This is a genomic window from uncultured Brevundimonas sp., assembly GCF_947305955.1.
In the GTDB taxonomy this organism is placed as follows: Bacteria; Pseudomonadota; Alphaproteobacteria; order Caulobacterales; family Caulobacteraceae; genus Brevundimonas.
On record NZ_CAMZFB010000040.1, the window covers coordinates 15,747 to 27,507 of the forward strand.

Annotated in this window: 14 protein-coding genes and 1 other RNA gene; 4 read left to right on the plus strand and 11 right to left on the minus strand. The window is 61.6% G+C overall.

Annotated features, from left to right (window positions below):
* Window positions 1-15 precede the first annotated feature (15 nt).
* Window positions 16-1,407 carry a class II fumarate hydratase gene (gene fumC / locus Q0Y42_RS10560; RefSeq protein ID WP_297803465.1) on the minus strand — a complete coding sequence of 464 codons (1,392 nt, stop codon included), beginning with the start codon at window positions 1,405-1,407 and terminating at the stop codon, window positions 16-18.
* A gap of 94 nt (window positions 1,408-1,501) precedes the next feature.
* On the opposite strand from fumC, the gene Q0Y42_RS10565 reads away from it, so the two are divergent.
* Complete coding sequence (locus Q0Y42_RS10565; protein WP_297803467.1) at window positions 1,502-1,855, plus strand: RusA family crossover junction endodeoxyribonuclease; 354 nt, start codon at window positions 1,502-1,504, stop codon at window positions 1,853-1,855.
* 24 nt (window positions 1,856-1,879) lie between these two features.
* Here the strand turns inward: Q0Y42_RS10565 and Q0Y42_RS10570 are convergent, their stop codons facing one another.
* The 5 genes from Q0Y42_RS10570 to miaA form a co-directional block, all read right to left on the minus strand.
* Window positions 1,880-2,650: a C13 family peptidase gene (locus Q0Y42_RS10570; RefSeq protein WP_297803470.1), complete on the minus strand. Its 771-nt coding sequence runs from the start codon at window positions 2,648-2,650 to the stop codon at window positions 1,880-1,882.
* A 98-nt stretch (window positions 2,651-2,748) separates the two neighbouring features.
* The gene (locus tag Q0Y42_RS10575; RefSeq protein ID WP_297803472.1) at window positions 2,749-3,267 is read right to left on the minus strand and encodes a hypothetical protein; all 519 of its coding nucleotides are present in this window, start codon (window positions 3,265-3,267) and stop codon (window positions 2,749-2,751) included.
* Between the two features lie 56 nt (window positions 3,268-3,323).
* Window positions 3,324-3,827: a ClpXP protease specificity-enhancing factor SspB gene (locus Q0Y42_RS10580; protein WP_297803474.1), complete on the minus strand. Its 504-nt coding sequence runs from the start codon at window positions 3,825-3,827 to the stop codon at window positions 3,324-3,326.
* A gap of 107 nt (window positions 3,828-3,934) precedes the next feature.
* Window positions 3,935-4,302, minus strand: a transfer-messenger RNA (tmRNA) gene (gene ssrA / locus Q0Y42_RS10585).
* 25 nt (window positions 4,303-4,327) lie between these two features.
* A complete protein-coding gene (gene miaA, locus Q0Y42_RS10590) occupies window positions 4,328-5,215 on the minus strand; it encodes a tRNA (adenosine(37)-N6)-dimethylallyltransferase MiaA (RefSeq protein ID WP_297803476.1) in 888 nt (295 codons plus the stop codon).
* An 88-nt stretch (window positions 5,216-5,303) separates the two neighbouring features.
* Here miaA and Q0Y42_RS10595 point away from each other — a divergent pair, with 88 nt between their 5' ends.
* The 3 genes from Q0Y42_RS10595 (at window position 5,304) to Q0Y42_RS10605 (ending at window position 7,920) form a co-directional block, all read left to right on the plus strand.
* Entirely contained in the window at window positions 5,304-6,377 is a 1,074-nt protein-coding gene (locus Q0Y42_RS10595) for an Mrp/NBP35 family ATP-binding protein (RefSeq protein WP_297803478.1), read from the plus strand.
* A 126-nt stretch (window positions 6,378-6,503) separates the two neighbouring features.
* Entirely contained in the window at window positions 6,504-6,749 is a 246-nt protein-coding gene (locus tag Q0Y42_RS10600) for a hypothetical protein (protein ID WP_297803481.1), read from the plus strand.
* A gap of 70 nt (window positions 6,750-6,819) precedes the next feature.
* The gene (locus tag Q0Y42_RS10605) at window positions 6,820-7,920 is read left to right on the plus strand and encodes an NADH:flavin oxidoreductase (protein WP_297803482.1); all 1,101 of its coding nucleotides are present in this window, start codon (window positions 6,820-6,822) and stop codon (window positions 7,918-7,920) included.
* 39 nt (window positions 7,921-7,959) lie between these two features.
* Here Q0Y42_RS10605 and Q0Y42_RS10610 read toward each other — a convergent pair whose 3' ends face one another.
* The 5 genes from Q0Y42_RS10610 to Q0Y42_RS10630 all read right to left on the minus strand — a co-directional run bounded on the left by Q0Y42_RS10610 (window position 7,960) and on the right by Q0Y42_RS10630 (window position 11,554).
* Window positions 7,960-8,487, minus strand: coding sequence for a dihydrofolate reductase (locus Q0Y42_RS10610; RefSeq protein WP_297803484.1), 528 nt, complete (start codon window positions 8,485-8,487; stop codon window positions 7,960-7,962).
* Between the two features lie 54 nt (window positions 8,488-8,541).
* The gene (locus Q0Y42_RS10615; protein ID WP_297803486.1) at window positions 8,542-9,213 is read right to left on the minus strand and encodes an aquaporin; all 672 of its coding nucleotides are present in this window, start codon (window positions 9,211-9,213) and stop codon (window positions 8,542-8,544) included.
* A gap of 101 nt (window positions 9,214-9,314) precedes the next feature.
* Window positions 9,315-9,584: a phosphoribosyl-ATP pyrophosphohydrolase gene (locus Q0Y42_RS10620; RefSeq protein ID WP_297803488.1), complete on the minus strand. Its 270-nt coding sequence runs from the start codon at window positions 9,582-9,584 to the stop codon at window positions 9,315-9,317.
* Between the two features lie 43 nt (window positions 9,585-9,627).
* Complete coding sequence (locus Q0Y42_RS10625; RefSeq protein ID WP_297803490.1) at window positions 9,628-10,485, minus strand: thymidylate synthase; 858 nt, start codon at window positions 10,483-10,485, stop codon at window positions 9,628-9,630.
* 127 nt (window positions 10,486-10,612) lie between these two features.
* Window positions 10,613-11,554, minus strand: coding sequence for a CsgG/HfaB family protein (locus tag Q0Y42_RS10630; RefSeq protein ID WP_297803492.1), 942 nt, complete (start codon window positions 11,552-11,554; stop codon window positions 10,613-10,615).
* Window positions 11,555-11,761: the final 207 nt, after the last annotated feature.

Here is an 11,761-nt window from a genome sequence, read left to right on the forward strand (position 1 = left end):
ATGGTCTGTCGAAGCTTACTTCGGCGAGATCATGTTTTCCGGACGGACGTACTGGTCGAACTCTTCGTTCGTCAGATAGCCACCGCCAACGGCTTCCTCACGCAGGGTGGTGCCGTTCTTGTGTGCGGTCTTGGCGATCTTGGCGCAGGCGTCGTAGCCCAGCTTGCCGTTCAGGGCCGTGACCAGCATCAGCGAGTTTTCGAGGCCACGCTTGATGTTGTCTTCACGCGGCTCGATGCCGACGACGCAGTTGTCGGTGAAGCTGATGGCAGCATCGGCAACCAGACGCACCGACTGCAGGAAGTTGTAGGCCATCACCGGGTTGAACACGTTCAGTTCAAAGTGGCCTTGCGAACCGGCGAAGGTCAGGGTGGCGTGGTTGCCGAAGACCTGAGCGCAGACTTGGGTCAGGGCTTCGCACTGGGTCGGGTTGACCTTGCCCGGCATGATCGACGAGCCCGGCTCGTTTTCCGGCAGGGCCAGCTCGCCCAGACCCGAACGCGGGCCCGAACCGAGGAAGCGGATGTCGTTGGCGATCTTGAACAGCGAAGCGGCAACCGTGTTGATCGCGCCGTGCGAGAAGACCATTGCGTCGTGGGCGGCCAGAGCTTCGAACTTGTTCGGAGCGGTGGTGAACGGCAGGCCAGTGATCGAGGCGATGTTCTCGGCGACCTTTTCAGCGAAACCGACCGGAGCGTTCAGGCCGGTGCCGACGGCGGTACCGCCTTGGGCCAGTTCCATCAGCTTCGGCAGGGTTTGCTCGATGCGCTCGATGCCGTTGGCGACCTGTTGTGCATAGCCCGAGAACTCTTGGCCCAGCGTCAGCGGGGTGGCGTCCTGGGTGTGGGTGCGGCCGATCTTGATGATGTGGTTCCAGGCCTTGGCCTTGGTGTCCAGCGCGGCGTGCAGGTGCTTCAGGGCCGGGATCAGGTCGTTGACGACCTGCTCGGCGCAAGCGACGTGCATTGCGGTCGGGTAGGTGTCGTTCGACGACTGGCTCATGTTGACGTGGTCGTTCGGGTGAACCGGCTTCTTCGAGCCCATTTCACCGCCCAGGATCTCGATGGCGCGGTTCGAGATGACCTCGTTGGCATTCATGTTCGACTGGGTGCCCGAACCGGTCTGCCACACGACCAGCGGGAAGTGGTCGTTCAGCTTGCCTTCGATGACTTCGTTGGCAGCCTTGATGATGGCGTCGGCCAGTGCCGGATCCAGCTTGCCCAGATCGCGGTTGGTTTCAGCGGCGGCGCGCTTGACGATGCCGAGGGCGCGGACGACCGGCAGCGGCTGCTTTTCCCAGCCAATCTTGAAGTTACCCAGCGAGCGTTGGGCTTGGGCACCCCAATAGCGGTCGGCGGCGACCTCGATAGGGCCAAAAGTATCGGTTTCGGTACGGACGTTGCTCATCACGAACTCTCAGACGTGGCGGGAAGTTGGTTGGGGGTGTAGCACTTGCCGCCGTCAGGGCAAGGGAACTGACCCAAGGAAAAGGTATGAGCGCGTGACGCAAGGCTGGATCGGAACCGGAAAGGTACGTGCGCGGGAGCAGGGCGACGCGGTCGAGATCGTGATTGATGGCCTGACAACGCAGGCAAAATACTACAAGCCACTTGTGTACGAGTTCATGCGTAAGGAGTGGCAGTCGCGCCCGACGTGGGGTGACCACGTGGTGGAGATTTTAATGGAACACGTCGGTGAGCCGCCGTGGATGGACCTCGACAATCTCGCCAAGGCCCTCCTTGATTCCATCAAGGGCTATCTGTTCCACGACGACAGTCAGGTCGCACGCCTGCTGGTCGAGCGTTTTGAGGGCGAGCGCGAGCGGATCGTGATCCGCTGCTATCCGCGTCAGTAGAGCGGCGGCGTCCGCCCTCACGCGTCATTGCCGCGATGCGAAGCGCAGGGTCGGCAGGCGGATTTGCATTTCGGCGCCGATGAACATCTGGGGCTCGGACGGCAGGGTGATCTCTGCGGCGCTTTCACGGGTGGCCACACAGCGGCGTGTGCGGTTGGCAGCGTCCAGAAAGTCCGTGGCGTCAGGCAGGCTTTCCAGAAAACAGGCGTCGAACCACGGATAGGTTTCGCCCTCGCCACAGCCGAAGGAGCTGCGGTCGCGTCTGGCGGCCGTCAGGATCATCCTGTTCGGGGCGCGAAGAGCGTCAACGAAAGACCCTGAATAACAGGCTGACAGGACCAGTACGGTCGGCTTGCCCTCGCACCATCGCCGCAGAAACACCGCCATATCTGTCGGTGACAGCCCGCGCGTGTCGCCAAAGGTCAGATTGCCGGGCGAGCCGTGCGACGTGAAGTAGAACAGGCACCCCCGCGCACCTTGCGTCAGCGTGGCCTCGATCGTCTTAACCGCGTCGGTCGGGCTGAGCTTGTCCGGCTTGGCGGGATTGAGGGTGACCGAGGCATGCAGGGACTGCGGCAGTCCCGCGTTCAGTATCGAACGGGAAAGATCGCGGCGGGCATTGTCAAAGGCTTCGATGGGCTTGCCCGAGCCATCTCGCCAATCACCCGCCACGACGACCGACGCCCAGCCGTCGAAGCGGGTTTGCGCCGCCGCGTCAGTTCCGACGCCGGCAGGGAAGACCACGGCCAGCACCACCAGTGCCAGCTTTTTGAGTTTCGAAGACCAGCCCCGCATGCAGCGCCCCCTTGATCGGTCGTCGATAAGTTTTCGGCCGGACGCGCAGGCATCCGGCCGAACAATATTATCTGCAAAACAGATCAGGAAAAGCGGCGTTATTCCGCGTTGTTCTGGATCATCGTCTGGATGTCCGCGGGCTTACGCAAGCTTGCGCCCTGAGACGTATAGGTCGTCAGCTTGCCCTTCTCCCAAAGCCCTGCTTCCAAAGTGGTTTTGGACGGATCGAGGATCAGATAGGCCCCTTCCATCCCGCCCTCATGCGGCTTGTTGCCGGAGGTGAACAGCAAATCGCCGTCGCGGGTCAGTGGCGACTGGACGCCCAGATTGGTGACAAAGGTATCGTATTTGTCGCCCAACAGCGTCTTGAGCGGCTCGACAATGGGGCTGTTCGTCAGCAGGCCGGATTCGTTCGGATATTTGCCGATGTGGTTCTGCAGTCCGGCCCAAGGGCCAGTGACGGGGGCAGCGGTATCGACAGAAGGAGCCGTTTCGGCAGGCACCTGTTCCGACGGAGCGGATGCGGGGTTATCCGTTCCTGCAGGCTTACAGGCGGAAAGTGCCGCAACCGCAAGAACGGCGACGGCGGCACTCGTAATGGTGGAGGTAAAACGCATGGGGCACTCCTTGGAACGGGAATGCTGAAACGTCCGCGATCAGGCGGAAGTTGCGTTTATTTCTTGCGGAACTGGTCCAGCGAAACGACCTTGGCTTCGCCATCATCGCCGGATGCGGCGGGAGCCGGAGCGGCTTCCGGATCGCGAACAGGCGTGGGCAGGGGGGCGATTTCGGCCTCGACGACTTCCGGCTCGTCGAACTGCAGCATGAATTGGACGCTGGGGTCGTAGAAGCGGACGATGGCGCTGAACGGCACGTTCAGCACCTTGGGCGCACCGCCGAACTTCAGCATGACGCTGAAGTGTTTGTCGGTGACTTCGAGGTCCCAATACTGGTGCTGCAGGACGATGGTCATTTCGTCCGGATATTTGCTGGCCACGTCATTGGGCAGAACCACGCCCGGAGCGCGGGTCTTGAACGTCAGGTAAAAGTGGTGCGCGCCGGGAATGCCCTCGGGCGATGCCGCACGTTCGAGCGCCGCGCGGATCACGCCTCGCAGCGCATCCTGAGCCAGCTGCTCGTATTGCATCTCGTCGATCGGGGGGTGCTGATCAGTCATAGCCGGCCTCAAAACTCGCGTTGCGAAGTGTTAGCGATGTGTGAGCCGCGATGAAAGATGCAGACGGCCTTGGGACGCGCTTTTCACCAAATAAGTTTTGAAGGGAAAGTGGTGGGTTTCTGTTGCCAGGCACCCACCGGGCCCCGCCTAAGGATCTGAACCCCTAGGAGTTTAGTCGGATGTCACCGAACCGCATTACGCGGCGAGGCGGACTTCCTCAGCGAAGTTATCGTTCGCATTTAGTTTAAGTAGCCCGATAACGGTGGGCCAATTCGGGCGAAAGCAACCTCTTTACACGTCCGTCGATGCTAGTCGGCCCCATGCTGCCTTCGCCGATAACGCGAGGAAGGAAATGGTGGAGCCGCCGGGAATCGCACCCGGGTCCGGTCCGCTTATTACAAGCGCGTTTATCGCCATAGTCCGAGCAAGCCCGAACACATTGAATATAGGGGGAGTTCGGGCAGGCTACAAGGGATGATCGCTTGAGGCCGTGCGGAGCCTTACGGGCGATGGCGCGGCCATTCGGCTTGCTGGTTGCGGAACCATGTCAGCTGGCGTTTGGCATAGTTGCGCGTGGCCTGTTTCATGGCCGTGATGGCTGTATCGCGGTCCATTTCGCCCGCCAGCCATGCGGCGATCTCACGGACGCCCACGGCCTTCATCGCGGGAAGGCCGCTATCCAGATTGCGGGCCATCAGGGCGCGGACTTCCTCGACCGCGCCGGTGTCGATCATGATGTCCACGCGGCGGTCGCAGTTATCGTAAAGCGCCTGGCGGTCAGGCTCGACGATAATGCCGCGCCACTGGTCGGGGGACAGCAGGGGGCGGGTATCGGCCTTCCATTCGGTCAGTGAACGGCCGCTGGCGCGGTGGACCGACAGGGCGCGGACCAGTCTTTGACGGTCGGACGGGAAGATGGCGGCCTCTGCGGTCGGGTCCACTTCACGCAGGATGGCGCGGAAAGCTGCCTCACCGATGGTTTCGTATTCGGCCTGAACGGCGTCGCGCGTTTCCAGTGGAACTTCAGGGATTTCGGCCAATCCCTTCACAAGCGCGTTGAAATACAGTCCCGTGCCGCCAACCACGATGGCGTGACGGCCCTGTGCCTTGGCGTCTGCGATTTCGGCCAGAGCGGCCTCACTCCATTTTCCGACGGACCAGGCTTCGGCAGCATCGACCACGCCGTAAAGGCGGTGTGGGGCCTGCGCCTCGTCCTCACGCGGGGGGCGGGCGCTCAAGACATCGAGGTCGGCATACAGCTGTTGGCTGTCGGCGTTGATGATGATGCCATCCGTCGCCAAGGCCATGTCCAGCGCCAGACGCGACTTGCCCGAGGCGGTCGGGCCCGCGATCAGGGTGATATCCGGCAATGAATCGGTCTTGGACAATGGTTCAGGCTCGCGGTTCTGTTCGCACGGCGATAGAAGGCACAAACCGACGCGGCAAGTCCCGTTGATGTTTCGCTGGAGTTTCCCCTTGATCGATCGCGCCTCCGTCATCGCTGTTCTGGACACCATCACCGACCCGAAGTCGGGGCAGGGGCTGTTCGCATCCGGCATGGTCAAGGGCCTGATCGCCGATCAGGGACGCGCGGGCTTTGTGCTTGAGGTCTCGGCGGCGGACGCCCCCGCCTATGCCCGCGTGCGAGACGAGGCCGAGGCCAAGCTGAAAGCCATGGAGGGCATGGAGCGTGTTTCGGTGGTGCTGACCGCCGAAGCGGTCACCAAGCCCGCCCGTCGCACTGCCAGCCTGTCTAACGCCGCCGTCGAACAGACCAAGCCCAAGGCTCCGGTGCCGACCGAGCGTCCCGCCCATGTGAAGCGCGTTCTGGCCGTGGCCAGCGGCAAGGGCGGCGTGGGCAAGTCCACCGTATCGGTCAATCTGGCTGTGTCGCTGGCCAAGCAGGGCCTGTCGGTGGGCATTCTGGATGCGGACGTCTATGGCCCGTCCATGCCGACCATGTTGGGTATCTCCGGTAAGCCGGACTACGTCGATGGGGCGATCGTTCCGCTGGAAGCGCACGGGCTTAAGGCCATGTCGGTCGGCGTGCTGACACAGGCCAATGACGCCATGGTGTGGCGTGGCCCGATGGCGTCGCAGGCGATCAACCAAATGCTGACCCAGACCCGTTGGGGCACCGCCGAACAGCCGCTGGACGTGCTGGTCGTGGACCTGCCGCCGGGTACGGGTGACGTGCAGTTGACCCTGATCCAGAAAACCCCGCTGGACGGTGCGGTGATTGTTTCCACGCCGCAGGAAGTGGCGCTGGCCGATGCGCGCCGTGCCCACACCCTGTTCGAAAAGGTCGGCGTCCCCACGCTGGGCCTGATCGAGAATATGAGCGGCGACATTTTTGGTCGCGGCGGCGCAAAGGCGGAGGCCGAGCGTCTGAATGTGCCATTCTTGGGCGAATTGCCGCTGAGCGCGTCGGTCCGTGCGGGCGGTGATGCGGGCCTTCCGGTTGTGCTGGCTGAACCCTTCGGTGATGTGGCCGAGCATTTTGTCCACATTGCTCAAAAGGTTGCTGAAGGTCTTGGCCTTTCGGCATAGGTCTAGGGGTGGCGCGACAGGTCTGGCACCGGACTTGCTGGCAAAGGACGATGTCCTTGCCACTGTGGGCAGGCTTTCACGTCACTGGAGTTCGAAATGGGCGAGTTGAAAGTGCTACGTTCGACGATGAGTAGCGTTGAAGCTGACATTACCAAGGTCACCAAGTCCGCGGGCAAATCGGCACGCGCGACCAAAACCTTGCGCGACGAGTTTGCCATGTCGGCGCTGGACCACGCGACCAGCGTTTATTCCAAGATGACGGTCGCAGAGATGGACCGCGTCATGGGCCGCAAGAACTATTCGAAGGACGAGGCGGTCGCGCGTCTGGCCTATCGCATGGCCGACGCCATGCTGGCTGCGCGGGAAGTTTAAAATCGCAACTGACCTTTTCGTCGAATGAATGCTACCCATCTTCTTGGTATTCGAACCAAGGAGATTATGGGTGAGTCTCGACCTTCTGTTTCAGCCGTTCACGATCAAGAACCTGACCCTGCCGAACAGGCTGGTGATGGCCCCGATGACCCGCTCGTTCTCGCCGGGTGGCATCCCGACCGATGAGGTGGCGGCCTATTACCGCCGCCGCGCCGAGGCCGATGTCGGTTTGATCGTGACCGAGGGCACGACGGTGAACCGTCCTGCGGCGCGCAACGACGCCAATGTGCCGGTCTTCTATGGCGATGCCATTCCCGCGTGGAAAAAGGTCGTGGAGGAGGTCCATGCCGTCGGCGGCAAGATCGCGCCGCAGATCTGGCACGTCGGCTCGGCCCGTGGTCAGGGCGCGGACTGGGAGCCGTTTGGTAAGGTGGATGCGCCGTCGGGCCTCGTCGCGCCCGAAAAGCAGAAGTACGAGCCGATGTCCGATGAGGACATCGCCGACACGTTGGCCGCATTCGAGCAATCGGCTCGCCATGCCCGCGAGATCGGCTTTGATGCCGTCGAAATCCACGGTGCCCACGGCTATCTGATCGACCAGTTCCAGTGGGACGGCACCAATATTCGCACCGACCAATGGGGTGGGCCGACCCTGCCGGAACGCAGCCGCTTTGCCGTCGAGGTGATCAAGGCCGTCCGTCGCGGTATCGGCGAGGATATCCCGCTGATCATGCGCCTGTCGCAGTGGAAGCAGCAGGATTACACCGTCCAGATGGCCAAGACGCCCGATGAAATGTCCGCATGGCTCCAGCCGATGAGCGAGGCGGGCGTCGATGTCTTCCACTGCTCGCAGCGCCGTTTCTGGGAGCCGGAGTTTAAAGGCTCTGACCTGAACTTTGCGGGCTGGGCCAAGAAGCTGACGGGCAAGGCGACGATCACCGTCGGGTCAGTGGGCTTGAACGGGGAGTTTCTGGCCAGCCTGACCAAGGGGGCGGGCGCACAAAAGACAGATCTGTCCGAACTGCTGCGCCGTCTGGAACGCGAAGAGTTCGACCTTGTGGCTGTTGGACGTGCCCTGCTGGCCGACCCGCAGTGGGGCAGCAAGGTGAAGGCCGGACAGTTTGAGCAGACGGTCGATTTCGACCGCAAGCACATGCTGGAACTGTACTGAGAACTGAAAAAGGGCGGCCCATTGGGTCGCCCTTTTGATTTATGCCCGATCCAGAGTGCGGAAGGTGAAGGCGTGGTCGTCCTTTTCACCCGCCTGATGCGGCTCGTTCAGGGTTTCGACCCAGTCCGCCTCGTTAAAGGCAGGGAAATGGACATCGCCGTCTGGCTCGGCCTCGACCTCGGTGATGTAGAGGCGCTTGGCCTTGGGCAGGGCGGCTTCAAAGATGGCGGCACCGCCGATGATGCAGACCTCGTCCACACCATCTTCCATGGCCTGTTCGCGGGCCATGGACAGGGCTTCGGCCATGGTGGTCACGACCACGCATCCCTTGGCCTTACTGCTCTCGTGATAGGATTCGTCCTTGGTCAGGACCAGATTCAGCCGTCCGGGAAGCGGGCGAAGTGGCAGGCTTTCCCATGTCTTGCGGCCCATAATGCAGGGCTTGCCGATTGTGACGGCCTTGAACCTCTGAAGGTCCGATCTCAGTCGCCATGGCAGATCGCCATCCCGACCAATAACGCCATTGCGGCCACGCGCGACGACAAGTGCGATAGAGGGTAGGGGCAAATGGAACTCTCCTGACGGAATCAGGGGCGGGAAATCCCGCCCCTGTCCGTAAGGTTAGGCTTCCGGTTCCAGCAGATTCAAGCGGAACAGAGCGCCACCGATCGCAGCGCCGATCAGCGGAGCGACGATGAACAGCCACAGTTGGCTCAGGGCCTGACCACCAACCAGTACGGCGGGGCCAAAGCTGCGGGCAGGGTTCACCGACACGCCGGTCACCTGAATGCCCACAATGTGGATGACAGCCAGGGTGATACCGATGGCAACACCCGCAAACGCACCGTGGCCCTTGGCTCCCGTCACGCCAAGGATGACGATCAGGAAGATGGCGGTAAACACGATCTCGAAGATCATGCCGGCTTGCATGCTGTAGCCACCCGGGGAGCCGGCCTCAAAGCCGTTCTGACCCAGTTGGGTAAAGCCGGTCTTGGCAATCATGCCCAGAATGGCCGCACCCAAAAGAGCACCGATGAACTGGGCGATCCAATAGACCACCATGTCCTTGGCCGACATGCGACCGGCAATGAATGCACCGAAGCTAACCGCCGGATTGACGTGACAGCCCGAGACCGGACCAATGCCATAGGCCATGGCGACGATGGCGAAACCGAACGCAAGGGCGATGCCCAGCTGGCCGACAATATCGAACCCGCCCAGAACCGCTGCACCACAACCGAACAGAACCAGTACTGCTGTGCCGACGAGCTCGGCAGCAAACTTCCTGATCATGAATAGCCTCCCATAGGCCCGTGCCGCCGGACGCTCCGGCGGAATCGGTCAGTGGACCTTGGGACGGACAGTCGACTTTGACTATCCACTGTTTCGTGAGTTTACGTTTGTGGCTTAAGCCAGCTTAGCCACTTGCGTTCCATCGCCTGTTCGATGTCGATACCCGACATCTGGCAGTAGATCAGAAGCATACCCAGAACATCGGCGGCTTCGTCTGCTTGAGCTTGCGGGTTGGGCGTGCCGCGTGCGCGGCTGCTGAGGCGCAGGTGTTCTTGCGTCAACTCGCCCAGTTCTTCTTGAAGTTTCAGGATGGCCCAGTCGCGGTCGCGGTCGATGGAATGCTCACGCGCATACTTGTCAGAGATGCGCATGACCGCATCCTGTAGCTCTTTGATATTCATCACGTCTTTGGGGTTAGACCGAAACGGCGGCCTTGATGTGGGGGTGCGCCTCATAGCCGACGAGGGTGAAGTCGTCAGGGCCGAAAGCGAACAGATCCGTGTGCGGTGCGATCTGCATCGTCGGGAAGGGCAGGGGCGTACGCGTCAGCTGTTCGCGCGCCTGATCCAGATGGTTCAGATACAGGTGTGCATCGCCAAAGCTGTGCACGAACTCGCCCGGCTCAAGACCCACGACCTGCGCCACCATAAGGGTCAGTAGTGCATAGGAGGCGATGTTGAACGGCACGCCCAGGAACACGTCTGCCGAGCGCTGGTAGAGCTGGCAGCTCAGCTTTCCATCGGCGACGAAGAACTGGAACAGGCAGTGGCATGGCGGAAGCGCCATGTCGTCCACGTCCGCAGGGTTCCAAGCCGATACGACGTGACGGCGGCTGTTCGGATTGGTTTTGAGGTTGTGGACCAGTTTTTCGATCTGGTCGATCACACGACCGTCCGGAGCCGCCCACGAACGCCATTGCTTGCCATAGACGGGACCGAGTTCGCCTTCGGCATCGGCCCATTCATCCCAGATGCTGACCTTGTTTTCCTTGAGCCAGCGGATGTTCGTCTCGCCGCGCAGAAACCACAACAGTTCGACAATGATCGAACGCGTGTGCAGCTTCTTGGTGGTCAGAAGCGGAAAACCCTTCGACAGGTCAAAACGCATCTGGCGACCGAACACGCCCAGCGTTCCCGTGCCAGTACGATCGCCCCGCTCGATGCCGTTATCGAGGATATCGCGCAACAGGTTCAGGTACTGCCATTCCGGATGGTCAGCGGGTGCCGCAGCGATGCGGTCGGCGGGGTCGGCGATGGCTGCGTGCGCGTTCATGCAATCAGGATGCCTGTGATTCGCGCGAGATTGGAGATCACGATTCCATCACCTCACAGCTAAAAAATAGCCCGCCGCTAAATGGCGGCGGGCACTAGGTTTTTGCAAAAGGACAGGTGTGGATTGTTTAGGTCCCCGGCGCGAGGCGCTCGTTCTGGACCCAGCCGATGTTGTCGTTGTCGTCCATGACTTCCCACCACGGGCCTTCGCGTTTGCCTGTGGGATAAAGGCGCAGACCCTGGGGCAGGGCGCGTACGACAGCGCCATTGGCATTGGGCGAAGCCCGCAAGGTCGAGGCCTGCTGCACGGTATAGGTCTGGATCGGTGCTTCGGCGGCGGCATTCCCGCTCAGACCACCCAACTGGGTCACCATGTCGGTGTAGGCCTGAATGAAGGAAGCGGCGACGATCCGGCCGATTTCGGTATTTTCATAGGCTCCACCGCCCAGAGCACCGGCACCAAAGCCGCCTGCGCCGGCACCCCACGACACATTGCTGCGCGAGGCATAGCCTTCGGTCACAGCCACGGTCTCGGAGGTGCGGACGCTGGTCAACGACAGGACGGTGTTGGCTTCCATATTGCGGGTGCGGATACCGCCGAGGACGGCACCGGCGCGGCCGCCCAGAACGGCACCGGCGATACCGGCCACAGCACTGCCGCCCGAGTTGGCGTTCTGGCTGGCCACTTCACCGACCAGCACATAGTCGGCAGCCCGCATCTGGCCACCGCCGATGTTGGAGCCGCGCTGGAGGTTACCGCCGGACGCCAGTTCACGCTCGCGATCGGCCACCTGACTGCCGGTGCCGCGATCCACCAGGGTGAAGCAGCCCGAGCGCTGGATCACCACGCGCAACAGGGATTGGGGCGGGGAGAGCTGCAGCTCTCGCCAATAGGTGGACTGACCATCCGCAATCGTAATGGTGCCGAGATTGGTCGAGCAGCGCGGGATTTGCGCCATCTGCTGGTCTTGGGCCCTTTGGGCGCCGGAGCGGCGTTGTGCGTCAGCTTGGCTCGGCAGAGTTGCGATCATGCCGAATACTGCCAGCGCGGTGATGAGCTTGGGAGACAAGGCGCATCCTCATGTTGGTCATTAAAGGACCGTCGTTATCTCACGAGGAAAAGGCGAACACAAATTCGCCACAATCTACATCCGGTTAGATAGGCGGATATCAAAAAAAAAGGCCCGACCAATAAAGGTCGGGCCTCAGTTCTTCTTAATAGCTAAGCTTGATCTTTAATCGAGGTCCATCAGGCGATCTTCCTGGACCCAGCCGGT

Excerpts from the sequence above, each read along its gene's own strand:
- fumC (WP_297803465.1), bottom strand. The coding sequence starts at position 1,407 with ATGAGCAACGTCCGTACCGAAACCGATACTTTTGGCCCTATCGAGGTC.
- Q0Y42_RS10570 (WP_297803470.1), bottom strand. The coding sequence starts at position 2,650 with ATGCGGGGCTGGTCTTCGAAACTCAAAAAGCTGGCACTGGTGGTGCTG.
- Q0Y42_RS10575 (WP_297803472.1), bottom strand. The coding sequence starts at position 3,267 with ATGCGTTTTACCTCCACCATTACGAGTGCCGCCGTCGCCGTTCTTGCG.
- Q0Y42_RS10580 (WP_297803474.1), bottom strand. The coding sequence starts at position 3,827 with ATGACTGATCAGCACCCCCCGATCGACGAGATGCAATACGAGCAGCTG.
- Q0Y42_RS10600 (WP_297803481.1), top strand. The coding sequence starts at position 6,504 with ATGAGTAGCGTTGAAGCTGACATTACCAAGGTCACCAAGTCCGCGGGC.
- Q0Y42_RS10615 (WP_297803486.1), bottom strand. The coding sequence starts at position 9,213 with ATGATCAGGAAGTTTGCTGCCGAGCTCGTCGGCACAGCAGTACTGGTT.
- Q0Y42_RS10620 (WP_297803488.1), bottom strand. The coding sequence starts at position 9,584 with ATGCGCATCTCTGACAAGTATGCGCGTGAGCATTCCATCGACCGCGAC.
- Q0Y42_RS10625 (WP_297803490.1), bottom strand. The coding sequence starts at position 10,485 with ATGAACGCGCACGCAGCCATCGCCGACCCCGCCGACCGCATCGCTGCG.